This is a genomic window from Staphylococcus sp. FSL K6-0223 (genome assembly GCF_038008285.1).
Genome location: NZ_JBBOYX010000002.1, coordinates 388,242 through 413,995, shown reverse-complemented (window position 1 = coordinate 413,995; position 25,754 = coordinate 388,242). Strand labels below are relative to the sequence as shown.

Genomic DNA, 25,754 nt, shown 5'->3' with positions numbered 1-25,754 from the left:
CAAGCGAAACTCACTTACTATAATATAATTTTAATTTAATGAAAGATGAATTTTAAAACGCCTTGGATAGATGTTATCTCAACTTTTCCAAGGCGTTTTAAGTTCTATTGAAATGAACAAGATTTAAAATTGAATTTTCCTGAATATCGTAATTGCTAAAACATTAAAAATAATTATATAAACAACAGTAATAGTGCTCATTGCTAATAAGCTGAAAATGAAATCTTTATCGGTATTTAAATTTGTAAAATTTGAAGGGAAAAACTTGATTTTATTAATATTGTCTGTAAGCTTTATGACTACATAACATAAAATCATACTGATTATAGTTATCCCAGAATTAAATTTTACAGAAAAAATAACTACATAAAAGATTAAGAATAAATCTGTTAAAAAGATTCCAAGAAGATTTAAGATTAGAGTTTGATTTAATTTATAGTTATTTAACATAAAAGAATGAGAGGAGTATTGATGGTTGTTAACATAAAACAAATAAACTACTAACGTTGATAATAGTAAAATGGATAAGAATATAAAATAACTAGAAATAATAGATGTTAATTTAGAATTAAAAATTTTGTAACGACTTTGATCCTTGTAAAATAAAAGTCTTCCGGTGCTAATTTCGCTATAAAATAATAATGAAGCTAAATATCCTACAATTATAAGTGATATCATTGCTTTTTGCTGGGTGTCATATATTGCGATAAATAGTTCTAAAAAGCTTACGCTATTTTTTTGAGTTGCTGATAATGAAAGGAAATTACTATTAAGTAATTCAGCTAGAAATATCAAAAGAGGATAAAGTCCGATGAGGTAAAGCAACCAAGTTGCACGAATTTTTGAAATATATAAGAAGTTAAATTTAAACATAATATTACCTACTCTTTATAGAAATATGAAGATAAGAGATTGTCATTACTCTCTATTTTAATTAAGGGATTTTTACCTACTAATTCGAGTAAATTTGTAAGATTTACTTCTTCATCCTTATTAATAATTGTTATTAGATTGTCCTCTATACTTTTGATGAATTTGAAATTAGCTTTTAGTTCCGAAGCATTGCTTATAGAATTCTTGAATATTAACTTTTGAGTGATTATTTTATTCTGTAAGTCAATTTCTTTAATTTTACTGTTTTCTAATAATAGAAATCTATCACAAAGACCTTCTAATTCTTTTAACTGATGGCTAGATATTAAAAATAAAGTGTTTTTTTCTTTTGAAAACTTTTCAATTATATTGTTTAATTCTCTCACGCCTAACGGATCTAGACCTAAAAATGGCTCATCTAATACAGCTACTTTTGGTTGAGTAATTAAACATATAGCTAAACAAAGCCTTTGTTTCATTCCATACGAATAATTTTTTACTTTCTTTTCATTATTTTCTAAATCTACTATATTAAGTATTGATTGAATTTCATTCATATAGTTAATCTTATTATTAATCTTTAGATAATTTTCAATATTTTGCCTTGCATTTAGCTCAGGATAATATATTTGTCCTATCATGAACGAAAAATCTTTAATCATATTGTGAGAGTTATGTATATCCATATTGTTGAAATAAACATTTCCTTTAGATGGAAATTGAGTTTTAGCTATAAGTTTCATTAATGTTGATTTTCCAGCCCCATTTGAACCTATAAGCCCCACCTTCTCACCTGCAGATAATTTGAAATTTACATCACATAATACTTCTTTTTTCTTAAAAGATTTATATACATTTTTAAATTCTAGCATTATTTTCACCTCTTTTATGTTTAATAAAAACTACAATCAATTGAGGCATTAAGTAAACAAAAAATAAGAAAATTATCTGAGATAATTCAAGCATATTTGGAGATATTTTAATTTCTATATCACTACTAGTGATTTGTGCTCTATCGATGTAGGATAAATAGCCATCAAGATGCATTATATATATACTATAAATAATGTAATAAAATAGGTTTAAAATTACATTTAACGATAAAAATAATTTCATTTTTGAAGTGAAAAAAATTAAGATAGTCGATGTAATAGTTGGTATTAAAATAATTAACAAATTTGCCAAGTAAACATCAATATGTAATTCTAAAAGGGCTAAAATTGAGAAAAACGTAAAGTTTAAAAATAAGGATAATAATATCGATTTCATGATTTTCACCTCATTACTACAGTTAAAATATTATATATCCAATGAATTATAATTGAAAAACTAATTTTGAATTTATATCTTATAAAATACAAAATTATACTTGAGGGAAATCTTATTAATAGATTAGATATCAACGACTCATTAAGATGTAAGATTAATGCAAATAGTAGAGAACCAATAAAAATAGTAATTTTTAAATTGAAGCTTTTCAGCAAAATGTTAAATATTACTTCCCTAAATAAAAATTCTTCCCCTAATGCTATAAAGAAATAAAATGCAATTAACTGATAATCACTAACATATACTAATAAAATTAATAAGACTATAAAATATGAAAGTAAATTTTTTTTAGATAACAATTTAAGGGGATTAGTTTTATAATTAAATATTGATGAAAGATAAGTAGGTATTATTATAAAACTTAATATAATAGCAAGATTCAATGATAAATATTCGAAATATTCAGATATATTCAAGTATGTTATTATACTTATGCTTATATTTAATACAATTACACTAATGATAATGATGCTTATTGATATGAATAAATTAATCAGCTTAAAATTTTCAATTTTAAGATTTACCATTTAATGAAACGACCACGGTAACCAAAATAAAAACGACCAATTGAAACTTGTAATAATTTAAAAGGATTTGGCATAATATTGTCTCCTTTCTCCTACTTATCACTTAAATTATAAAAAAAATTGATTAATAAATCAATAAAAATTATATTGCAGACTATATTATTGTAAAGATGTTTTGTTTCTTTTTGTGCATAAAAAAAGAAAGAAATTAACATCAATTTCTTTCTGAGCTACTGTATGTATTGATATAAAAAACACCCTACATCTTGGTAAGGTGTTAGTTAAAGTCAATAATTATAATCTATTTATTATAGTTTAACAACGTTTGCAGCTTGAGGACCGCGATCGCCTTCAACTACTTCAAATTCAACTGATTGACCTTCTTCTAATGATTTGTAACCATCTTGGTTGATTGCTGAGAAATGTACGAATACGTCGTTTTCTCCTTCAACTTCGATGAAGCCGAAACCTTTTTCAGCGTTAAACCATTTAACTGTACCTTGTTTCATATTTCTGAAACCTCCAAGACTAAATTCTTTCAATATGCGTTATTCGCATATTACAAAAAATACGTGTGCTTATATGTATGATAAATCCAAATATTCTTTGCAATATGGAATAAAACAATTGCTTAATAATCATTATAGTTTAGTCATAGCTAAATTGCAATACAATTATAGAAAATTATCATTTAATCAATTTTTGGAAGATTAAAATAAACCTCATTATTTTTTAAAATAATAAAACTATAAAATATTTGTAAATCTTCATCGCAATCTTCGCAAAAATTTAAGTCACAGTTGTTATAGAAAGCATAAATGTTATGTTTACCTACTACATAATTATCGAAACAATCCTTACAGTCTTGAAGAAGTTTTGTGTATTTTTCAAGCATTTCTTCGTATGTGTTGAAGTTTAGTGTTTCGATAACTCTTTCAGGCCAATCACTAAATAGCCACCAACCTTCGTAGTCAGCTCTCATTTTTGCAACTGTCCACATGTTTAAAATCCCCTTCCACGGTTAAACCTTTAAACTTAATTGTAACTTTTCAGAATTCAAAATCAAGTTTCAAGACTCATACTTTTGGCCGATAAATCATATAGCAAATATTAGTTTTTTACAACTAAAGTACGTATAATGAAGTTATGAGGTGATATTATGGAACGTAAACATATTCAAGTTTTTGGAACTGTTCAAGGTGTGGGCTTCAGATATTATACTGAACGCATTGCTAACCAATATCATATTAAAGGTACAGTCCAAAATGTTGACGATTATGTAGAAATATATGCTCAAGGTGAAGATAAGGAATTAGAACAATTTATTCAATCTGTAATTAAAGGTGCTTCACCTGCGTCATCAGTAACCGATTATAATATTAAAAATCTAGATATTGATGACTCATTAACAGAATTTAAAACTATATAGACTTTAATATAAAGGAAGATGACATTTGAGATATAACATTTCACGTTTATTTGGAGTGTTAGTAGGCATACCAGTAGCATTTATTGTTTGGATGGTTACTGTTTTCGCATGGGATTTATCATTCCTGATTGATGCTATCGTTGGTGCAGGTGGTTTTCTATTATCGTACTTCCCTACTCAAAGGCTTACTTCACGCAAATATCTTAATGAAATCGGATTGTCACGTAGAGATTATAGATATGTTAGAACTCAGCTTAATCAAGCTCAATTAAAAATTAGAACTATTTTAAAATCATTTATGAACATCAGATCTATAAAAGATTTTAGACAAGTTAATGATATTTACCGTATATCACGTTCTATATATACAAGTATCAAACAACGTCCGGGTATGTTTTTCAAAGTAGAGGGTTTCTTCTATTCTCATCTAGATAATGCTCTGAATCTAGTAGATTCTTATACTCGCCTTTCAAGGATGCCACGTAAATCAAAAGAAGAAAAACAAAAGCTTGAACAGACGCGTATTACTCTAGATGAAGTTAAACGTACACTAATTGCTGATTTAAAAAGATTAAATGAAGAAGATTATGAACGATTAGATGTTGAAATGGAATTAAACAAATTAGAACAAGAACGTCGCAAAGATGTATAAGAGAAATGGAGAGATGAATGAGATGACGCATGAAATTAATAGCAATCAATCACATCCACTCGATCAATATATTGAAGATAATACAAATACTAATCCTACAGTAGCTCAAGACTTCAACCCTCAATTTAGTGATGAGGACAAGAAAAAAATAGAAACAATTAGTCAACAAATAAAGCCTTTAGACCATGATGGCTTATTACAGTTTGGTACTAACTTACAACAAAGTATGTCTCAATTTTCACATCAAATGCTAGATGAAGTTCAATCTAAAGATATGGGGCCTGTTGGAGATTCATTAAGTCAATTAATGGGCAAATTAAAGTCAGTTAATCCTAATGATTTAGATCCAAATAAACAATCTAAACTTAAACGTATATTTAGAAGAACAAAAGCTTCAATTAATGAAGTCTTTTCAAGAATGCAATCAGTAAGCTCTCAAATTGATCGTATTACGATTCAACTAGACAAACATAAAGGGAATCTAACTAAAGATGTTGAATTATTAGACGGTTTATATGATCAAAATAAAAAATACTTTGACGATGTAACTTTATATATTGCTGCTGCACAACGTAAGAAACAACAGATTCAATCTGAAACAATACCTGAACTACAAGAGAAAGCTCATAACTCAGGAAATCAAATGGATATTCAAGCTGTGGCGGATATGGAACAATTTGTAGATCGTTTAGATAAACGTATTTATGACTTACAATTGTCTAGACAAATTGCTATTCAAACAGCTCCTCAAATTCGTATGATTCAAAACGTGAATCAAGCATTAGCTGAAAAAATTCAAAGTTCAATTCTCACAAGTATTCCTTTATGGAAAAATCAAATGGCAATTGCCTTAACCTTAATGAGACAACGTAATGCAGTTTCAGCTCAGCGTGCCGTAACAGATACTACAAATGATTTACTCACTCAAAATGCTTCAATGTTAAAGCAAAACGCTATTGAAACTGCCACTGAAAATGAGCGTGGCATCGTTGATATTGAGACTCTGAAAACAACTCAAAATGACATTATAGAAACAATTGAACAGACATTACAAATCCAACAAGATGGTCGTCAAAAGCGACAAGCAGCTGAAAAAGAGCTTAATGGCTTAGAAAACGACTTGAAGCAACATCTATTATCAATGAGAAAAGAATAATAATTGAAAAAGGCACTCGTATTCTTTAGTGATGGTTAAAATCACTTATGGTACGAGTGCCTTTATATATATTTAAGTTTTAGTTGTTATTATCTTCTTTTTGATAAACTATAAAATCTTGTTTAACGAAATATGAAATAATATAACCCAAGATGGTTGCTATTACCGCGATTGGAAACCATTCAAGTGAATGCTGTTTAAGTGGTAAATGGTCTATAAATGAAATTTTAAACCATCCTTGAGTAGTAATAAGACTTAATATAGATTCTATTGCAACAATAAGCAATGGAATTTGTTGCGCAATTGGTTTGGTCGGTATAAATCGAGCCACTAATATTAGTAAAACAACTGTTATAGCTATTGGATATACAATACTTAATACAGGTACTGACATAGATATAACTGAATTTAATCCTTGATTGGCTATGATAAAGCTTATTAATGTAAATAATATTACATAAACTTTATAAGAAATTTTAGGGAAAACTCTGTGGAAATATTGACTTACTGAAACAATAAGACCACAAGCTGTAGTGATACAAGCTAATGCAACGATAATTCCTAATAGATATTTACCGAAGGTACCAAATCCCTTCGCAGCCATAGTAGTTAGTAAGTATGTACCAACATTTTGATCATTAGCAGTGAGTTCTTTCATCTTTCCTGAAGTAATATGCATATGATTTCCAATGAATCCTAATGAAATATATATAAAGATTAAAGCTGTAGCAGCAATAAGTCCTGCTATCACTGTTTGCTTAAATATTTTATCAGAATGTTTAATTCCGGTAGCTTTAATAGCGTTAACAACAATCATTGAAAATGCAATTGCAGCGATTGCATCCATTGTTAAATAACCTTGAGTAAACCCTTGTGAAAAACCGGTAAAACTTGAATGGAATAATTTTGTATTACCTTCTCCGGGAGCATTACTTCCAAAGTCTATAAATCCTTTTATAATCATAGCTAATATAGTTATTAATAACAATGGAGTTAACAATGAACCAATGCGATCTATCATTTTATTAGGATTAAGACATAAATAAAGCACAATTAAGAAGTAAATAATAGTGAAAATTAATAATGCTATATTCCCATTAGTGTTAGCGATTGGCGTGACAGTCATTTCAAATGAAGTCGAAGCTGTACGCGGAATCGCGAACAAAGGTCCTATTGTTAAATAGATAACAATTAAAAAGATTAAAGAGAATTTTGGTGAAATTTTATTAAAAGCACCGATATATCCTTGATGATCTAGTGCCCCAACAACGACACCTAGTAATGGTAAACCAATACCAGTTAGTGCGAATGCGAGTATAGCTGGCCAAAGGAAATGTCCACTATCAAGGCCTAGATTCGTTGGAAAAATAAGGTTCCCTGCGCCAAAAAACATAGCGAACAAAGTAAAACCTATAATCCAAGTGTTTTTATTCATAATGCTGCTCCTTTTTATCTAATAATGCAACATTAAACATTCTATCATAATCAGGAATTATAAGTCTATATAATTTCAGAAAATTTAAAAACTTATACAAATTTAATTTGTGATTATTTAAAAGATAAGGTTGAATGTCATTTATCAACTATTAAATACATACAATTAATTTTGATGTTTAATTAGTGTGATTATTAAAATGATTTAAGTAAAAGTTTCTTCAATAATGGAGATAATAGACTTGGCAAGTGTTCAACGCCTTCTACAAATATTGAGAATTGTCCATAAATATTATGAATCGTTTGTTCAATATCTTCAGTAATAGCTTCTTGACTCAGAAATACATTAAAGACTTCAATACCAAATTTACGAGCAGTTTCTACGGCTTCATACGTATCTATAATGCCATCTTGGCTATAGTTAAATGCAGATGGTTCTCCATCCGAAAATACAATTAAAAAACGTTGTTGATGACTACGTTGTAGTAGTCTTTCACTAGCTATCCGAATAGCTACACCATCACGATTATCATCTTGAGGTTCTAAAGACATGATACGTGGGCCTTCTTTTTCAAAAATTGAATAATTATAATTGATAATTTCATCTATAATATTTGGTTGTTCACGATCATCTGCTTCGAATGCATCCTCATTAAAAGCTAAAATTTCGTGTTTAATGTTTAACGATTTCAAAGTTTCATGGAATAGTACAACGCCCTTAATGGTCTCATCCATTTTATCGTGCATGCTTGCAGACGCATCAACTAACAATGTGAACGTTGCATCAAATGTTTTACTTAAATCCTGCTTTTTATAAAATAATTTATATTGATCATCGATAAACCAATTGATTAAATCTTTTTGAAGACGCCCTTTAGTTAGATTATGACGTTCATCTTGATGCTCTCTATCGATTGTCTTTTTAATGATTTGAATAAGATCCTTGATTTCAAATTGAACATCATTTTTAGAATGTTGATAGTCTAAAATATGTTGCGGTTGGATGTTTGGAACCTTCCATTCAACTTTTACATTTTTATTAATTCCTTCTAGTGCAAATGCTTGATTCTGACCTATGAAACCACCTTCATCATGGTCTAAAGTATTCTGAGAGCCCTTGCCTTTCTTAGTCATCATATCTGTCATATCGTCTGTGGAATCCCCTTCACGAGCAGTATCATTATCAGCTATCACTTCGCTGTTTTCTCCTTCGTGAAGTTCCATCTCTAAGTAGGCGCCACCTTTAGTTTCGCTATCCGCTGCTTTAGTTTCAGCTTCAGCTGTTTCAGCATCTTCTTCAGATTGATGTTTATCGTTACCATCTGTATTACTCGCGTCAGTTCTTTTCAAGTCCTCAAAGGTGGTTGCTTGAATATCTTCATACAGTTTATGAGGTAAATAATAATATTCATTTAACATATCTTCTTTAAGCAAATCATCTACCTGATACATTATACGTTCAGCCAGATACATGTTATCTTCTGAGGTTTTGTTTTGGAAAATATTTGGCAAATACTGATACATATTCACTAGTACATCATCAAATGTCGGATGAATTGATGGTACGTCATAGAAGTTTTGACTAAGAAAAGCACGTTCTAAATTGAGAAATAGCAAATCTGTGAATACAGTTTTAGTTTTATAAACATTGATTTGTGAATCAGTAAAAGCTAACCGAGTATCCAAGCGTAGATCTATATACTTAGCAGTGCTAGGACGTTCTTTTCGAATAAGTTCAAGAATACGTACATCTTCAAGTAACTTAAATAATTGATGGAAAAATTTAGTATGATGAAAATCATCATTATGTAAAACATGATTAACAATGTCTATATCCATATGTTGATATCCATATGCAGCGAGTAAAACATCAGTTTTTAAGCCGGCTTGCTCAATATGATGCGGACGGTGTGACCAAAACCAACTTGTAATTAGGGTATTGCTGAAAGGATTGTAAAAAGGAAACTTTTGTATTTTCACTTGTGTTTGTTCATTTTTTAATAATAGACGAGCTAAGTCTTGTAACATCATTACCTGCTTAGCATCTAACTGTTCATCGTTGAATTTTATAAAACGATCACTCATAAGTATCCCTCTTTAAAAATTTAACTCAATCGCATTAATAATTGCTTGTTGTTCACGCTCATCTTCTAATTTATCGATAATTGTTCTTTTAATTGCACGTTCGATTGGAATCACTGTAGCTAAATCACTTAAATCTATGAGGGCACGAATACTAGCAGCTTCCTCAGAAATTTGTCCTTGTTTAGTCATTGTTCTTAAGTCCTCATTAAATTTAATGATTTGTTCAATTACTTTGTCATCCTGTAATCGACTTTGTTCTTTTATAACAGTCTTTAAAATATCTCCATCTATATAATCTACTTCTATAACGATAAAACGGTTTTTAAGTGCCTCATTCATTGGTAATGTGCCTACGTAACCTTCATTAATTGCTGCTATCACATTGAAGCCAGGTGCAGCTTTAATGACCTCACCTGTATATGGATTAGTAATTTGACGGCGATAGTCTAAGACACCATTAAGAATCGGAAGCGTTTCTGGTTTAGCCATATTAATTTCATCGATATATAAAATGTGTCCTTGTTTCATAGCTTTAATTACAGGCCCATCAATGAAGACAATTTCTTGTTGCCCCTCTTCGTTAGTTTGAATTGTCTTGAATCCAAGCAAACTTTCAGTATCTAAATCGACAGAACAGTTAACCTGATGCATTGGACGTCTAACTTCATCGCTTAACGTTTCAGCAAGTTTTGTTTTTCCTGAACCTGTAGGCCCCTTAAGTAAAATATTCTTATTTAATTCAAATAGAACTTTCGCATCTTTAAATACTGATTCATCAGAATTTTTATAAATTGATTTAGTCATAATTTCCCGTCCTTTATGTATAAAAAGAGACTAAGACAATTAAGTCATTATTGACCTGTCTTAGTCTTATTAATAATTAAATACACGTACTGTTACTTTACGTAATAAAACTTAAACTTCTTTGAAGTAATCTTTATAATAGCCACCTACTAAACCAGAATTATCAACGATTTGATAATACTCTTCGGTTTCATTAACAACATCATATTGTTTACCTACAGTCAGCATATCAGCAACTGTAAATTTCTTCGCATCTGTATTCGTAACTTCTACCTTTTTAATAGGTGTACGTTCTTTCCAAGTTTCATGTAACATTGTATAACCTTCCTCTATTTAAAAATGATTTACTTTTCAAGGGTGAAAATAAATGAAATACCACTACTTTCGGTGATTCTTAACGATTCAGATTCCTCTTGTTCCAAAGTTTGATATGGTATTCCTATTTCATCTAATTGTTCTTTGGCTTGAACAAATTCATTTCGGTGATGTGTAGAAAATTCAACTTGTTCAACTGGTCCATACTCTGAAAGTTGTATTTCCTCATGTGCTTGGTATAGGTGTAATTCTCCGCCTAAGCCACCTTCTCCAATTTTGAAAACTTGGATATTTTCATTAGCATCTTCACTTGGTAAATATTCAGCAAATAAATCTAATCCAAATACTCTCGTTAAAATTGATGTAGTGATTGATAATTCATTGACTTTAAGAATAACTGGTCCTAAACCTTGAATTTGGTGAAGAGGATTTACAGAACTATCAAAAGATGGCATACCTAGCCCGACTCCAGTATTGTGTTCATTGGAGTAGATATCATAAGTTTGATGATTATCATCTTCAAAACTAAAATGTTTATTGCCATTGAGTTCAGTAAATGAGCTATAATTAATATTATGATTTGAAAGTATGTTTTGATGCTCATCTAGCCCTAAATCAGATGGTGTACGTAGTCCTATGCTATCAATATGTTGATTGCTATAGTCCTTATTAGGTATTTCAACAAAGTGAATGCGAGTACCTGGACTTAAGTTAGCATCTCCAAATCTTAAAGCATTTTCATTTTTATCGGAATATTGTAATCCTATAATATTTCCAAAAAGTTCTTTCGTTTTAGACAGGTCACTTGTTCCTATAGTGACACTTCTAAGTCCGCTCATAAACTGACACCCCTAGTTTTTGTCTTTACAATCCTTATTATAACGTATTTTAATGTGAATGAATATGATGAACCCTCATTCTATTTGAGTTAATTTATGATTCAGTGTTGTCATTAATTTGAAAGTTATCATTTCGCATTGGATAAAATATTTGTATATATTAAAATATAATAAAAGACATGTATAAGGAGGCGTACATATGTCTAATTTGTGGATAATATTTGCGATTACAGTTTTAATAGCTGTTTATTCAGGTATACAGGTATTTACTAATTTAAATAATAAGCAGAAGCCTAGTTTTAAATATTTCACAATTGCATTTATTGTTTGTGTCATTCTTGCAATTATTGAAATCATATTCCTAGCTCGATAATTAATAATAGCGTCCTAACCTATTTGGTTAGGACGTTTGTTTTTGATCTAATTTAGAAAAGATGATGAGATTGAGTATGAATAAAATGATAATGTATATTAACGTCCATAAAGTTAGTAATAAAAGCACATCATAATTGGGGTTGTCAGAATGATACAACTTTATTAAATCACCTATTGGTGGTATGAGCCATAAAATATATTTAATAAATGGATATGATTGTATTAAAATCGGACGTAATATACTTACGACTCCAATTAGACTAATAAGCAACCACATGTATTTTTTAGAAATTACATTAAGATTTTTAATTAAAGTAGAAATTAAAATACACATCATACATACAATAAGATGCAAAAGTATGGCTAATACACCCTGTTTAAAAGAAATGTGATTTTTGAAACTGCCTAATAGTAACGGATATATTATTGAAAATACAATTAATACACAATTAATTAAAAATATAAATAACCATTTAGCTATGAGATATTTGAGTTTAGATTCTAGTTGTATAAATAATAAGTATTTTTCATTTAATGACTCTAAATTTAATATATTTAATGTTAACCAACATGTAATGATAAATAATCCTAAACAGCTAGATGCATAGCTAGATAATATAGGTTGTTCATTATATAAATATTGAAGAATAATCCAAATTACAAAAATCATCATTGGAGGTATAAATTGGTATGAGCGCAAGTAATTTTTAAACTGATATTGTATAAAAGCAATCAAAAGTGGTTCACATCCTTAATTTCAATGATCTCGCACTGATGAGTAATTAATTGCATTAGCAATTCATTTAAATGTTGCTGATGCGTTTTTATATACACCTTATTGTTTTCAGTATTAATGTTTGTAATATTTTTATAATTAGTTAAGCGTTTAGTAATATTTGAGTCATAGTTAATGACTATAACTTTAGCAGAAGTATTAGAAAGATTATTTTCTACTTTGAGATTACGAAATTTACCGGTCTCAATATTCAACGTATGAGTGATGATATGGTTGTGATGATGAAATTCATGAGAAGTCATGATAACAGTAGCAAATAATTTTAACTCAGCTAAATATTTTAATAGAAAATCTGTTGTCTCTTGATCTAATCCAGAAAATGGTTCATCTAATATATATATGTCTGCACTTTTAGTGAGGCATTGTATAATATTTACTTTCTGCTTAGTACCTTTAGAACAGTCTTTTAATTTACGATTTAAAAATGGAGTAAGATTTAAATGTTCGATAAAATAATAAACTTGCTTTCTTGACTGTTTATATGAGTTAAATTTTGATAAGAATCTCAAATATTCCCTGATAGTTAAATTTAAGTTTCCAGGAAAAACATCTATTGCATAACTGACACTTCCCGAAATGAATAATGATCCTTCATAATGATTAATTAATCCAGTAATTATTTTTAACGTGATACTTTTTCCAGAACCATTATGTCCCTCGATTAAAGTTATTGAATTCTTAGGAATATTGAAATTAATATTATGGATAATCATATGATTATTTATCTTCTTATTTATATGATGCCCTTCTATTATGTTATAAGACATATTAAACTCCCAATAATTGTGACTTATCTTTATTTCTATATATCTTAGCATTAAACATAATAAACTAAATCATACTTGAGTTATATTCAAGTAAAAAATACAACGACGGTTAACGACGTTGTACAACCAAAACAAAGTATGCAATTTAATTAGAAATATCCCTCAATGGCTTTATACATTACAGGACGTTCCCCTATTTTTTCAACAATATTTACAAAAATTAAATCATTTAATAACTTTCTTGTTGTTTGACTCGTAGTATTTAAATATTTTGAAAGCTCTTGTACCGTTATATAATCCTCTGAAGAAAAATATTGAATTTGAGCAAGAATGAACATTATAATTTTATGTTTTTCAGATAAAGTTGTTAGTTTAGAGTCTCCATTAATTTTTGTTAGCGTAGTCTAATTGAGTTTTTTTAATTTCTAAATCTTCAATCAAATTTTCTTGCCCCTCTTTAATAAAGCTTAAAAAGTTGTTAATAAAGTAATTGAGTTCGCCTTTATTTATTACACTATTCGTTTTGTCAAACATATCATAGTATGTTTTTTTATTATTTTCTATCATGCTTGATAGTGAAATTGCTGTTAACTCATCATATTCTTTGCTTAAGTACAAACTATTCATAAAGCGTGATGTACGTCCATTTCCATCGTAAAACGGATGAATATAACCAAAATAATAATGTGATATAGCAATTATTATAATAGGAATGATTCTATTAGGCATATTTAAGAAATTTAATAATGATTGCATGTGATTTACAATTTTACTATGCGGAGTAATACCTTCATGAATAACTTTATTTGTAGAGGTAACAACACTCACTGAATTATTTCTAAATAACTCGCCATCGGGTTCATCTTCAGGATTGACTTCTTCATCTGCAATCATCTCATAAATAGTTTTAATATCTTTTGGTACTTCGGGAAGGTTATTTTTACCATATAATATACCAAAATAAGAATTTAACATATTTTTAAATCTTATATCTTTTTTAGGATTTGCCTTAAATTCTCTCATACTTCTCACAATTTCTTGTTTATTACTTTTAATACCATCTATTTGATTAGTGGAATACAATTCATTAACGATGATATCTCGATGTAGTGACTCAGTAGCTACATTCGGTAAAGTGTTAAGTAAATTAGTGAAATTCGAGTTATTCTTTTCAATCGAAGAAACTAAATTTATTATTTCTGATGTAGGAACATAATATAAATTAAAGTATTCATTATGTTTATAGGGCTTAATTTTAAGATCTAAAACTTCCACATTAGGTGATTCTAATCTTTTCTGATATTCGTTCTCATGATCTTTAGAAAACTTATAAAAATTTTTATACATTAACTCCAAAATGATCACCTCATAAGTTATAGTTTCATATAATTCTATCGCTTAAATTAGTCTGATACTATAATTATATTTTGAAATGCTAAACTTTTATTCTATGTTGAAGTAAAACGCGAAATGAAATATAAAATAGCTAAAAAAATACAACGGTGTCAAACACCGTTGTATGAGTATTAATAGATTGTATTAAGTTCAGAATTATGATTCTAGTAGTAAATCTTCTGGATTTTCAATTAATTCTTTGATTGTTTTTAAGAATCCAACTGCTTCTTTACCATCAATGATTCTGTGGTCATAGCTTAACGCTAAGTACATCATTGGACGATTTTCGATAGTATCTTTGTCAATTGCAATTGGTCGAGTAATGATTGAGTGCATACCTAAGATAGCAGCTTGGCTACCGTTGATAATTGGTGTACTCATCATTGAACCGAAGATTCCACCATTAGTGATAGTAAATGAACCATTAACCATATCGTCTAGGCCTAATTTTTTATCACGTGCTTTAACTGCTAAGTTCGCAATTTCTTGTTCAATTTCAGCAAAGTTTTTCTTATCACAATCTCTAACGAATGGTACTAATAAACCATCATCAGTAGATACGGCAATACCGATATCATAGAATTGTTTTGTAATCATATCTTCGCCGTCAATTTCAGCGTTAACTTCTGGATATTTCTTAAGCGCTGCGACTGCTGCTTTAGTGAAGAATGACATGAAACCAAGTTTAGTACCGTCATGATCCTTCATAAATTGTTCTTTTTTACGTTTACGTAATTCCATAACATTAGTCATGTCAACTTCATTGAATGTAGTTAACATTGCTGTTTGGTTTGACACTTCTAATAATTTTTTAGCAGCAGTTTTCTTACGACGAGACATTTTCTCACGTATTACTGGCTTAGACGGATTATCGTTAGATTTTTTAGAGCCACTATCTTGTGATTTGCTTTCGCTTTGAGATGGTTGGCTAGCTTGTTTTTGACTGTTATCAACGTCGTCTTTTCTTAAAACGTCATTTCCTTTACCAGAAACTTCGCTTAAATTAACACCGTTTTCGCGTGCATGACGACGAGCAGAAGGTGTAGCATTTACACGTTGATTACTGCTATCTTGATCGTCTTGTTTATTATCTGAAGATGATTGTGATTGTTGTGATTTATCTTGAGATTCACTAGCATCTTTAGATTCTTCTTTTTGTGGAGTTTCATTTGAAGAACCACTTGATGCGTTACCACTGCCTTCACCAACTATCGCTACAGCTTGACCTACTTCAACTGTATCTCCTTCTTCAGCTAATTGTTCAGATAGTACGCCTGCTTCCTCTGAAACTACTTCAACGTTAACTTTATCTGTTTCTAATTCTAAGATAGCTTCACCTTTATCGACGCTATCTCCAACGTTTTTTAACCATTCTGCAATGGTACCTTCTGTGATTGATTCAGCTAATTCTGGAACTTTTACCTCTGGCATACTTTATTTCCCCCTAGTTAATTATTAATGCTACTTTCAATAATTCTGTTTTGAACAAGTTTATGAATTTCTCCATCACCTTCAGCAGGTGCTGCCCTTTGTATTCTACCATGATAGCTAAGGTCATATCTATCAGCAACAAGTGCTCTAAGATAAGGATAAACGAATAACCATGCACCTTGGTTTTTAGGCTCTTCTTGAACCCATGATACTTCTTCAAGATTTGGTAATGATTCAAGTACTTCTTGAATTTCTTCTTCAGGGAATGGATATAATCTCTCAACTGCAACAATTAAAGTAGATTCGTCTGGATTTTTCTCTAAATGTTCTTTTAAGTCTATAAACATTTTACCTGAAGCTAAAATCACTTTCTTAACTTTTTCTGCATCATGTTCTTCGGTGATAATAGGTTTGAAACCACCAGAAGTAAATTCATCGATAGGTTTAGCAACAGTTTTATTACGTAATAAACTTTTCGGTGACATGACGATTAATGGTCTCATTTCTTGAGAATCAAGACTTGCTGATTGAGCACGTAATAAGTGGAAGTAGTTACTTGAGCTAGATAAGTTCACTACTGTGCTATTATTTTCAGCGGCAAGTTGTAAGAATCTCTCTAAACGAGCTGAAGAGTGTTCAGCACCTTGACCTTCATATGAATGAGGTAAGAATAATGTTAAGCCTGAACGTTCTCCCCATTTGGCACGAGAACTAGATAAGAAGTTATCAAAAATCATTTGTGCCATGTTAGAGAAGTCGCCGTATTGTGCTTCCCAAATGTTAAAGCTATTTTTATTTTCAACATTATAGCCATATTCGAACCCAACAACTGCTGCTTCTGAAAGCGGTGAGTTGTGAATTTCAAACGTCGCTTGCTGATTTGGGACATGATGTAATGGAGTGTATGTGTCGCCATTCTCTTCATCATGCAACACAGCGTGTCTATGACTGAAAGTACCACGTTCACTATCTTGACCAGTTAAACGAATTGAAGTGCCATCTTGTAAAATAGTTGCAAAGGCAAGTTGTTCTGCTTGAGCCCAATCAACTAAGCCGCCTTCTTTTTCAAATGGTTCTCTACGTTTTTCAAGTACTTTGTTCAATTTTTTAAGAACGTGGAAATCTTCAGGATAAGTTAGCATAGCGTCATTAATCTCTTTTAAGTGATCAAATGAGAAGTCTTTGTCATCACTTTGCAATGGCAATTGAAGTGACTCAGGTTTTTCCATGTCTGGATTATCCATCTTATCAGACTTATCAATTTTATCATGCGCTGCACGCATTTCTTTTTGAACACTATCAATAACGTCATTCATTTCGTCTTCAGAAATGATGCCGTCTTCAACTAACTTTTTACCATAAAGTAATTCAACTGATTCATGTTTACGAATATTATGGTAAGGAACTGGGTTTGTAATTGAAGGCTCATCCATTTCATTATGACCATAACGACGATAACCAACTAAATCGATAACAACATCTTTATGGAACTCTTTACGGAATTCCATAGCGATATCAATCGCTTCAATTGTTGCTTCAACATCATCTGCATTAACGTGCAAGATTGGAACATCGTACCCTTTTGCAACGTCAGTAGAATATGTTGTTGAACGGCCGTCAGTAGGTTCAGTTGTGAAGCCAATTCTATTATTAGTAATAATGTGTAATGAACCACCAGTAGTATACCCTTTTAAGCTACCTAAGTTCATTGTTTCAAAGTTAATACCTTGTCCTGGGTAAGCAGCATCACCATGAATGATAATTGGCATGGCTTTATGGAAATCAGTTGAAGGAGAACCTGCTTGATGCGTCTCATCTTGTGCAGCACGTGTTCTACCTTCAACAACTGGAGCAACAATTTCCAAGTGACTTGGGTTGTTAGCTAAAGAAATACGTTGTTCAGTGCCATAAGAATCTGTTGTCTTCACGCCACCTAAGTGATATTTTACGTCTCCAGTCCAACCTGAAGTAAGTTCTAAGCTACCGTCTTCTGGTAAGAATTTCATCGGATCTGTATGCATGAATTCTGAAATCATCATTTCGTATGGTTTCTCAAGTACGTGAGTTAATACGTTTAAACGACCACGGTGAGCCATACCGATTTGTATATTTTTAATTCCCTCGTTACCCGCTAAAGTAATTGTATGCTGAAGCATTGGTACTAACGTGTCTACCCCTTCAATTGAGAAACGTTTTGCACCTACAAAGTTTTTGTGTAAGTATTTTTCAAATCCTTCAACATGTGCTAATTTTTTGAAAAGTTCTTTTTTCTGATTATTGTTTAAATTCGCTTTATAAGGCGTTTCGATACGTCTTTTCAACCAAACTCGCTCTTTGTTGTTATTAATGTGAGTGTACTCAAAAGCAATTGGTCCTTTATAGCGTTTTTCCATACGAACAATCGCTTCATAGGCATTGTCATAAATATCTTCAAAGTGTTCTGATACAATACCAGCTGATATTTGTTCCAAAGTTTGTTGATCTAAATCAAAATCTTCAATTCCTAATTTAGGGACATGTTTACGCTCTGGAGGATTAACTGGATATATGCCTGCTTTTAAATGTCCGTATTGTCGAATGTTATCAATTAAGCGCATTACACGTTTAATAGTGCTATCTCCCGCTTGTGAACCACTTCCTCCAGTGGCCGGTTTAGCCTCGACATGAGCTTCACCTGTTTTAATTGTACTAAATAAGACTTGTAAATCTTCTGGAACTGATGATGGATCTTGTAGGTAATCATCATACAAATCTAGCATTAAACCGAGATTTGCACCGAAGTTTACAGGTGCCTCTGTAACTTCTTTTTTGTCCTTAGTCATTTTTACACCCTCCACAAAAATGTTGAAACGCTTACAAGATAATAATAGCATTATTTCAAATTTTGTTAAAGTGCATTTACCTATTAATATACAAAAAGCAGAACCAAATATAGATCGGTTCTGCGTTATTTTGAAAATTGCATTGAGTTGCGTATTTGAAGTTGTATTTTATACCAATTTTTAGCAATCTAAATTCTCTAATTTCTTTTAAATTCATACGATTCTAACCTTACTTTATAAAGGGAAATTAATCTTAAATGTCGTAAATTTTTGAACTTCACTTTCTACCTGGATCGTACCACCATTTAATTGCACAATTTTCTCAGCGATTGATAAACCTAAACCATTTCCGCCCTGACTACGGGCACGAGATTTATCAACTCTGTAAAATCTATCGAAAATGAAATCTAAATCTTGTTTAGGAATACCCATGCCGTGGTCTGTAATTTCGATACTGATGACTTTGTTCTTTAGCGAGGTATTGATCATTATATATTTATTATCAGTATCATACTTCATTGCATTATCTAGGAAAATAAGTAGTAATTGTTCAAATTGATGTCTATTCATTTTCATTTGTATTGGCTTATTGGACAAGTGCGTTTCAAATTGGTAATCAGGATGTAAATGTCTTAATGACTTCACGCGTGATTGAATCTCATTGTTAATGTCTACATTTTCAGCTTCAAGAACATGACTATTCACACTATCTTTAGTCAATAAGAGTAATTCTTCGACAAGTTTAGTGATTCGATTGACTTCCTCTATAGAAATATCTAGAGATTCTTCAAGAATTTCGGGATCTTTCTTCCCCCATCTCTGAATTAAGTTGAGGTGACCTTGAATGATTTGTAAAGGTGTTCTTAATTCGTGAGAAGCGTCTTCAACAAATTGTCGTTGCTGGTTAAATGATTCTTCAATTTGGTACATCATGTCGTTAAATGTAACGATAAGATTATCTGTCTCTTCGTAATTAGTTGTTAATTCTAGTTTCTTTTGGAAACCATCGCGCCTAATTTGATTCATCTTGTTCGACATTGTCACAATGGGTTTTGTGATTTGAGATGAGAAGATATAACTAATTCCAGCAGTTATCACAGTAGCGATTAAACCAAATGCTAAAGCTACTATATATAGTGAACGTACAAGATTGTCATAATTTTGTAGAGAATGTACTAGTACACTGTATCCATTAAAATCTTTCGAATGAATGGGTTCAGTGATTACTAAGTAATTAATGCCATGACTATTATAGATGTTTATACGTTCTGGATGGTTCATATCAAATTTCTTATTGTAATTAACGATATTGTCATTTGATGTTTGAATTAACTTCTTCCCTTTTTCATCATATATAATAACTTCTTGAAAGTTTTCTAATGAAGCATTTAAATCAAGTGCTGATATTTGAGCCAAAGATTTAGAATGAAATAAATTCGCAATATCAGTAGAACTTCTCTCAGCTTCATCAAGTTCGCTATTTCTAAGAGTATCTTTTAAGAAAAAAATAATAATTAAGCAAAATAGTAATATAGTGGTAAACGTAATGAGTGTCGTTATGATCATCCATTTATATTTTAATTTACGACGTTTGATCATCTAATCACGTATCCTACGCCACGTACAGTTTCGATAGATTTCTCCTTATTAAAAGGCTTTAATTTATTGCGTAAATATCGAATGTAAACATCAACAACATTTGTTTCTACTTCGCTGTTAAATCCCCATACGTGGTCTAAAATTTGCTCACGCTGCATCACGTGATTTCTATTTTCAGCTAAAACATATAACAAATCGTACTCCGTCTTCGTCAGTTCTAGTTGAGTACCATCTACAGTCACCTTGAAGGCATCTTTATCAATAATAATGCCGTTAATATCGATAACATTTTTCTGAGGTTGTCTACGTAAAATAGCTCTTATACGAGCGAGCAACTCTTCAATATCGAATGGTTTGACGATGTAATCATCTGCACCATAATCTAATCCGGCTACTTTATCATATGTTTCACCTTTAGCAGTAATAATGATGATAGGTGTTGATTGTTCTTGGCGAATTTGTCTACAAATTTCTAAGCCATTAATATTAGGTAACATTAAATCCAATATAATAAGATCATATGATTTATTAAGTGCTTTATCTAAACCCGTGCGTCCGTCATATTCTATATCAACGTTGTAATCTTCATGTTTAAGTTCAAGTTCAATAAATCGAGCAAGATTCTGCTCATCTTCTACGATTAAAATATTTGTCATATTTGCACCTCATGCTACATCTTAACTAATCCAGTATGAATGAAAAAGATGTAATCCCTAATTGTTATGAATTGTTAATAATTAATCTATATTTACTTGATTCATTTTACCACATATCAATTGTAATTGATGAAACATTATAATGAGGTTATGGCTGAAAATGATAGCTTTCCAACATTGTTATGACAAGGGTTTTATACATTAATAAGGAATTTATAGAAAAAGTTTATATTTCTAATTGACAATGATTCTCAATCGTGTATAATACTAGTTGAAAATGATTATCAATACCGAATAGAACATTCCCCCCCCACATACATTTCGTTCTTATTGGATTGGTCATTTTCAATTATCCCCTTTTATATGCCCGTAAAAGACTAACGTTGAGAAACAACGTTTCAATAAAGCAGTAAACCTTTGACACTTGAGGTTTACTGCTTTTTAGTTGCTCTTTCGCTTTAGCGATTAGAGCAACTTATACTTGAGCAAAGCCTCAAGTGTTACAAAAGATATTATCGCTTTAGCGATTAGAGCAACTTATACTTGAGCAAAGCCTCAAGTGTTACAAAAAATATTATCGCTTTAGCGATAAGCTTAACTAATATTTTAAATTTGTAACCATGATTTATGATTAAAATGCTCCATATCCTGTGGCTTAGCGTAATCAGAAATCATATAATCAATCTCACTAAATTCACTAATACGATACGATGCACGAGCATCTCGTTTACTACTATCTGCTAATAAATAACTTAATTGACTTTGTTGAATCATAATTTGACTGACGTGTGCTTCCTCTAAATCAAATTCATAACAATCGTTCTTATCAAATGAACCACATGAAATAAAGGCTTTATCAAATTTGAAACGTTGTAATAACTCGTTTGTTAAATGCCCCTTCACTACATCTTGCTCAGTATTTGTCTTACCTGCGAGCATAATAATTTCGCCTTGAATACGTTGCTCCTCTATTGCACGATTCAATTCATTTGCAATCTTTAGGGAATTAGTGATTATAGTAGTTTGTATAATATCATTTAAATACTGAGGAATTCGACCTGTTGTCGTCCCACCATCTATAACCACGATTTCTCCAGATTGAATTTGTGAAGCTGCTTTTTTTGCTATTCTTTCTTTCACATTTGATTGTTTCTGCCATTTATTCGCGTATGATTTCTCCTTGTTAATATGATTATATTTAACTGCCCCACCGTGCGTGCGATTAATAAGTTTGTCATATTCTAATGTTTCTAAGTCTTTTCTCACAGTTTCAGGTGTGACTTGTAAAAATAATGCTAAATCTTTAACAGCAACCTCACCGTACTGATCAACACGTTTACGTATAAGGTTTAATCGTTCTTTTCTCTTGTACATTGTTATCTATACTCCTATCTGCTTCATGCGTGCGTGCCATTTATCATTTCGCCATCTGAAATACATGATGATAAATCGCAGCGCTTCATCTGCAATACTCACTAGAATAATACCGGTGTAACCAAACCCCAAATGAATGCCTAATAGAAAGCTTCCAGGCAACAGTAACAACCAAGTAGTTATGATATTGACTGTAACAGGAAAACGCACATCCCCAGCTACATTTAATAAATCTACGATTAAATTATTAATTGCACGAATCGGTTCCAATCCTATAAGAATAACTAGATAGTAGATAATTAAATGGTATGTTTGAACATCATGTGTAAGCCATCTACCGACAGCGACGAAACCTACTAAAACGCATACCATGATAATTAAGGATTGAATCACATTAAACCATATACTTCTTAACACAGTTTTCTTTAGTACACTATAGCGATGTCTAGCTATAAAATGGCCTAAATAAATTTGGCATGCAGCGCTAAATGCCATCGCACAACTGAAAGATAAACCACTTAACACAGTTGCAACAGATTTAGCTGAAATAACTTGTGTTCCTAACATTGCTATAAATGCTGTCGTAAATGTTTGTGCAAAGTTATATGAAATTTGCTCGCCAGCACTAGGTATACCTAATGTTGAAACTTGATAAAGTATTTTAAAATTAATTTTAAAGTAATGCAGTTTCGGTCTGTAAATTTTTAAAAGTGCTATGAATGCTAAGAGACAACCAAGCAGACGGCTAATGGCTGTAGCATAAGCAACTGCTAATACAGGATTACCTACCAAATCTGGAATTATAAAAAGTACGAAAGCATTTAGAATGATATTAGTCAAATTACTAATTACTGTGATGCGTGTAGCAATCGCAGCATAATTCATAACACGAAGTACGGTGCCTATATACATTTGAGTTGAGGTCAAAGTTAAGACACTCAATATAACTAAACCAAATTGATAAGTTAGATTAAATATGTCCTTAGGTACTTGAAAAAGATGTAATAATGGTGAAAACACCATACCTACAACTAATGTAAATACAATCGAAACGATGATATTGAAAAGAAGATTGTGATAAATTTCTTTTGAAATCATTGATGTTTGGTGTGCTTTTAAATGAACAATACGAATATTAGTTCCCACGTGAATGATTGTAATAAGAAACGTAATGAGCATTAATATTTGACTCGTCATTCCAGATGCTGCAACTGCATTCGTACTATAACTGTTGAGCATTAATGTGTCAGCTTGCCCCATGAGAAGTATGAAAAGTTGTTCAATAAGTATAGGTACATATAAAGATCTAAATGCGCCTTTAGTAACGATCATCAAATTCTAATACTTTCGATTTAAATATTTCATGAGGTTGTAATTCTATTAATCGTGCACCACGTTGTAAGTCACCATAAGTGTTATAGCCGCCGACGCGACCAAAACTTAGACGAATTCCATATAAGTTAATAGTGAAATCATTATCATGATCGTGACCACAGAACATCCCTTCAATATCTCCATTTAATAGCATTTGACTAAATAATCCAGAATTAATTTTTGAGCAAGCAATAGGTTCATTAAATATGCCATGGAATTCCTTGATATTCTCTACTTCTCGATATTCCTGTAGAGGAATGTGTGTAAATAGTAAATTATGTTGAAAGCTACGTTTGTATTGTGACTGATACGCTTCATAAGTCTCTTTAAGCCAGTTAACGTGCTCAGGTCTGATAAAGTCGTAATCACCTATGCCAAATGGGTTATAATCCCCTCCGTCAATCACATAAAGAACGTGTGTAAGTGTATCTTGAGAGCTTACTTCAATAGTATAAGCTTCTTTATCATCAATAATTAAACTATGATGTTTTTGAACATAATTTTTAGAATATTGTTCTTCTATGGCGCGTAAATCACCCCGTTTAAGATGTCCTTCAGTGTCATGATTACCAAATGTTGTTGCAATTTGAGTATCAAATTGATTTAAATATTCGATAAGTTCTTTATAAACTCGACCAGAATCAATGACTCCTTCAGACCATATTTGATCACCAGTTAATACAGTGATATCGGGACGATAATGTGTCATCATATGTTGAATCAAATCATATGTTTTTTGATCTTTGGCGTCATTATGTGGGCCAATGTGTAAGTCACTTAATTGTAGGATTTTCGTCATTTTTTAAATCTCCTTTACTCCTTAGTTGAACCTATATTGATTCCTTTTACAAAATGTTTTTGAACAAATGGGAACAAGAATAATACTGGAATTGTTAACAACACTATCATTGCCATTTGCATAGAATCACCAGTAATTGTTACTTTATCCAACATTGCATAAGAACCTGATTTCTGTTTAAGTGCTTCAGCAATTGCGGCTTGCTTAGTGAGCATATCCTGTAATACTGTTGCTAAAGGTTTTAAATTTGGGTTGCGTACGAAGAATGCGCCTGTAAACCAGTCATTCCATTGACTCACAGCATTAAATAAAGTAATTGATGCGACAACCGGTTTACTCATTGGAAGGACTATTTTCCAAAAGATTTGAAAGTCATTACAACCATCTACCCTCGCAGCTTCGATAACACTTGTTGGTAACTGATTAAAAAATGTACGCATGATTAAAATGTTATAAACACTATAGAGTGAAGGTAAAATATAGACCCAGAAAGTGTCTGTTAAATGTAATTGATTTAATAAAATGTATAGTGGAACTACTCCAGCACTAAATAACATCGTAAATACTAAGAAGAATGAAATGATTCTTCGGAATGGCAGTGTTTTTATTGTTAAGACATACGCTGCCATGGCGGTTAATATCACGCTTAAGATTGTACCTATGACAGTTTTAGCTACACTAATAAACAATGCATTCAATAATGTTCCTTGTTTAAATATTTCTTTAAAATTATCTAGCGAAAACTTACGAGGAAAGAATGTGATACCACCTTTTTGCGCATCTACACCGGAATTAAATGCTAAGGCAAAGATATTGATTAGTGGTAATATAATAGTAATAACTAAACCTATTATGATAATTAATGAAATGATGCGAATGACAATAGCACTTTTATCTTGGGATATTTTCATTGTCTAATACAC

Annotated in this window: 27 protein-coding genes and 1 pseudogene; 4 read left to right on the top strand and 24 right to left on the bottom strand. The window is 31.0% G+C overall.

What is annotated here, in order from left to right; translation table 11 throughout:
* Nucleotides 1-123: 123 nt before the first annotated feature.
* The 6 genes from MHI13_RS12955 to msaA form a co-directional block, all read right to left on the bottom strand.
* Nucleotides 124-873 (bottom strand): hypothetical protein, encoded by a 750-nt coding sequence (locus MHI13_RS12955; protein WP_064210085.1) that lies wholly within the window; start codon nt 871-873, stop codon nt 124-126.
* Nucleotides 874-881: 8 nt separating this feature from the next.
* Nucleotides 882-1,745, bottom strand: coding sequence for an ABC transporter ATP-binding protein (locus MHI13_RS12950; RefSeq protein WP_064210086.1), 864 nt, complete (start codon nt 1,743-1,745; stop codon nt 882-884).
* Nucleotides 1,732-2,142, bottom strand: a complete 411-nt coding sequence (locus tag MHI13_RS12945; RefSeq protein WP_064210087.1) for an Msa family membrane protein — start codon at nt 2,140-2,142, stop codon at nt 1,732-1,734. Before MHI13_RS12945 ends, MHI13_RS12950 begins: the two co-directional genes overlap by 14 nt.
* A 5-nt stretch (nt 2,143-2,147) precedes the next feature.
* Nucleotides 2,148-2,729 (bottom strand): CPBP family intramembrane glutamic endopeptidase, encoded by a 582-nt coding sequence (locus tag MHI13_RS12940; protein WP_081253913.1) that lies wholly within the window; start codon nt 2,727-2,729, stop codon nt 2,148-2,150.
* A 308-nt stretch (nt 2,730-3,037) separates the two neighbouring features.
* Complete coding sequence (gene cspA / locus MHI13_RS12935) at nt 3,038-3,238, bottom strand: cold shock protein CspA (RefSeq protein ID WP_002433901.1); 201 nt, start codon at nt 3,236-3,238, stop codon at nt 3,038-3,040.
* Between the two features lie 182 nt (nt 3,239-3,420).
* Nucleotides 3,421-3,729: a regulatory protein MsaA gene (gene msaA / locus MHI13_RS12930; RefSeq protein ID WP_002433682.1), complete on the bottom strand. Its 309-nt coding sequence runs from the start codon at nt 3,727-3,729 to the stop codon at nt 3,421-3,423.
* A 159-nt stretch (nt 3,730-3,888) separates the two neighbouring features.
* Between msaA and MHI13_RS12925 the strand changes: the two genes are divergently transcribed.
* The 3 genes from MHI13_RS12925 to MHI13_RS12915 are packed head-to-tail and all read left to right on the top strand — an operon-like array spanning nt 3,889 to nt 5,966.
* Nucleotides 3,889-4,158 (top strand): acylphosphatase, encoded by a 270-nt coding sequence (locus MHI13_RS12925; RefSeq protein WP_002433775.1) that lies wholly within the window; start codon nt 3,889-3,891, stop codon nt 4,156-4,158.
* A 25-nt stretch (nt 4,159-4,183) separates the two neighbouring features.
* Complete coding sequence (locus MHI13_RS12920; protein ID WP_023350290.1) at nt 4,184-4,810, top strand: 5-bromo-4-chloroindolyl phosphate hydrolysis family protein; 627 nt, start codon at nt 4,184-4,186, stop codon at nt 4,808-4,810.
* Nucleotides 4,811-4,832: 22 nt separating this feature from the next.
* Nucleotides 4,833-5,966 carry a toxic anion resistance protein gene (locus MHI13_RS12915; protein WP_030062716.1) on the top strand — a complete coding sequence of 378 codons (1,134 nt, stop codon included), beginning with the start codon at nt 4,833-4,835 and terminating at the stop codon, nt 5,964-5,966.
* 79 nt (nt 5,967-6,045) lie between these two features.
* Here MHI13_RS12915 and brnQ3 read toward each other — a convergent pair whose 3' ends face one another.
* From brnQ3 to MHI13_RS12890, 5 genes are all read right to left on the bottom strand, one after another.
* Nucleotides 6,046-7,401, bottom strand: coding sequence for a branched-chain amino acid-like transporter carrier protein BrnQ3 (gene brnQ3 / locus MHI13_RS12910; protein WP_064210088.1), 1,356 nt, complete (start codon nt 7,399-7,401; stop codon nt 6,046-6,048).
* A gap of 194 nt (nt 7,402-7,595) precedes the next feature.
* Nucleotides 7,596-9,485 (bottom strand): vWA domain-containing protein, encoded by a 1,890-nt coding sequence (locus MHI13_RS12905; protein ID WP_064210089.1) that lies wholly within the window; start codon nt 9,483-9,485, stop codon nt 7,596-7,598.
* A 12-nt stretch (nt 9,486-9,497) separates the two neighbouring features.
* Nucleotides 9,498-10,289, bottom strand: a complete 792-nt coding sequence (locus MHI13_RS12900; RefSeq protein WP_023350286.1) for an ATP-binding protein — start codon at nt 10,287-10,289, stop codon at nt 9,498-9,500.
* Nucleotides 10,290-10,400: 111 nt separating this feature from the next.
* Nucleotides 10,401-10,604 (bottom strand): DUF6501 family protein, encoded by a 204-nt coding sequence (locus tag MHI13_RS12895; RefSeq protein WP_002453229.1) that lies wholly within the window; start codon nt 10,602-10,604, stop codon nt 10,401-10,403.
* Nucleotides 10,605-10,633: 29 nt separating this feature from the next.
* A complete protein-coding gene (locus MHI13_RS12890) occupies nt 10,634-11,443 on the bottom strand; it encodes a VOC family protein (protein WP_064210090.1) in 810 nt (269 codons plus the stop codon).
* 199 nt (nt 11,444-11,642) lie between these two features.
* On the opposite strand from MHI13_RS12890, the gene MHI13_RS12885 reads away from it, so the two are divergent.
* A complete protein-coding gene (locus MHI13_RS12885; RefSeq protein WP_064210091.1) occupies nt 11,643-11,816 on the top strand; it encodes a hypothetical protein in 174 nt (57 codons plus the stop codon).
* Nucleotides 11,817-11,843: 27 nt separating this feature from the next.
* On the opposite strand, the gene MHI13_RS12880 is transcribed toward MHI13_RS12885, so the two are convergent.
* The 13 genes and pseudogenes from MHI13_RS12880 to MHI13_RS12820 form a co-directional block, all read right to left on the bottom strand.
* On the bottom strand, nt 11,844-12,491 hold the full coding sequence (locus MHI13_RS12880) for a hypothetical protein (protein ID WP_340761197.1): 648 nt from the start codon (nt 12,489-12,491) through the stop codon (nt 11,844-11,846).
* Nucleotides 12,492-12,550: 59 nt separating this feature from the next.
* Nucleotides 12,551-13,381 carry an ATP-binding cassette domain-containing protein gene (locus MHI13_RS12875; RefSeq protein ID WP_064210093.1) on the bottom strand — a complete coding sequence of 277 codons (831 nt, stop codon included), beginning with the start codon at nt 13,379-13,381 and terminating at the stop codon, nt 12,551-12,553.
* Nucleotides 13,382-13,530: 149 nt separating this feature from the next.
* Complete coding sequence (locus tag MHI13_RS12870; RefSeq protein ID WP_340761194.1) at nt 13,531-13,719, bottom strand: hypothetical protein; 189 nt, start codon at nt 13,717-13,719, stop codon at nt 13,531-13,533.
* 46 nt (nt 13,720-13,765) lie between these two features.
* Nucleotides 13,766-14,728 (bottom strand): Fic family protein, encoded by a 963-nt coding sequence (locus tag MHI13_RS12865; protein ID WP_241497413.1) that lies wholly within the window; start codon nt 14,726-14,728, stop codon nt 13,766-13,768.
* 204 nt (nt 14,729-14,932) lie between these two features.
* The gene (sucB, locus tag MHI13_RS12860; protein ID WP_064210094.1) at nt 14,933-16,207 is read right to left on the bottom strand and encodes a dihydrolipoyllysine-residue succinyltransferase; all 1,275 of its coding nucleotides are present in this window, start codon (nt 16,205-16,207) and stop codon (nt 14,933-14,935) included.
* A gap of 17 nt (nt 16,208-16,224) precedes the next feature.
* Nucleotides 16,225-19,029, bottom strand: coding sequence for a 2-oxoglutarate dehydrogenase E1 component (locus MHI13_RS12855; protein WP_064210095.1), 2,805 nt, complete (start codon nt 19,027-19,029; stop codon nt 16,225-16,227).
* A 234-nt stretch (nt 19,030-19,263) separates the two neighbouring features.
* Nucleotides 19,264-20,628 carry a HAMP domain-containing sensor histidine kinase gene (locus MHI13_RS12850; protein WP_064210096.1) on the bottom strand — a complete coding sequence of 455 codons (1,365 nt, stop codon included), beginning with the start codon at nt 20,626-20,628 and terminating at the stop codon, nt 19,264-19,266.
* Nucleotides 20,625-21,284, bottom strand: a complete 660-nt coding sequence (locus MHI13_RS12845; protein WP_002433827.1) for a response regulator transcription factor — start codon at nt 21,282-21,284, stop codon at nt 20,625-20,627. The genes MHI13_RS12850 and MHI13_RS12845 overlap by 4 nt, the downstream gene beginning before the upstream one ends.
* A 232-nt stretch (nt 21,285-21,516) precedes the next feature.
* Nucleotides 21,517-21,627 (bottom strand): annotated as a pseudogene (locus tag MHI13_RS12840) (hypothetical protein); the annotation flags it as partial.
* Between the two features lie 263 nt (nt 21,628-21,890).
* Nucleotides 21,891-22,658: a DeoR/GlpR family DNA-binding transcription regulator gene (locus MHI13_RS12835; RefSeq protein WP_064210097.1), complete on the bottom strand. Its 768-nt coding sequence runs from the start codon at nt 22,656-22,658 to the stop codon at nt 21,891-21,893.
* Between the two features lie 6 nt (nt 22,659-22,664).
* Entirely contained in the window at nt 22,665-23,990 is a 1,326-nt protein-coding gene (locus MHI13_RS12830) for an MATE family efflux transporter (protein WP_064210098.1), read from the bottom strand.
* Nucleotides 23,977-24,831 (bottom strand): metallophosphoesterase family protein, encoded by an 855-nt coding sequence (locus MHI13_RS12825; RefSeq protein ID WP_002433695.1) that lies wholly within the window; start codon nt 24,829-24,831, stop codon nt 23,977-23,979. The genes MHI13_RS12830 and MHI13_RS12825 overlap by 14 nt, the downstream gene beginning before the upstream one ends.
* A gap of 14 nt (nt 24,832-24,845) precedes the next feature.
* Nucleotides 24,846-25,742: a carbohydrate ABC transporter permease gene (locus MHI13_RS12820; protein WP_002433538.1), complete on the bottom strand. Its 897-nt coding sequence runs from the start codon at nt 25,740-25,742 to the stop codon at nt 24,846-24,848.
* Between the last annotated feature and the right edge of the window lie 12 nt (nt 25,743-25,754).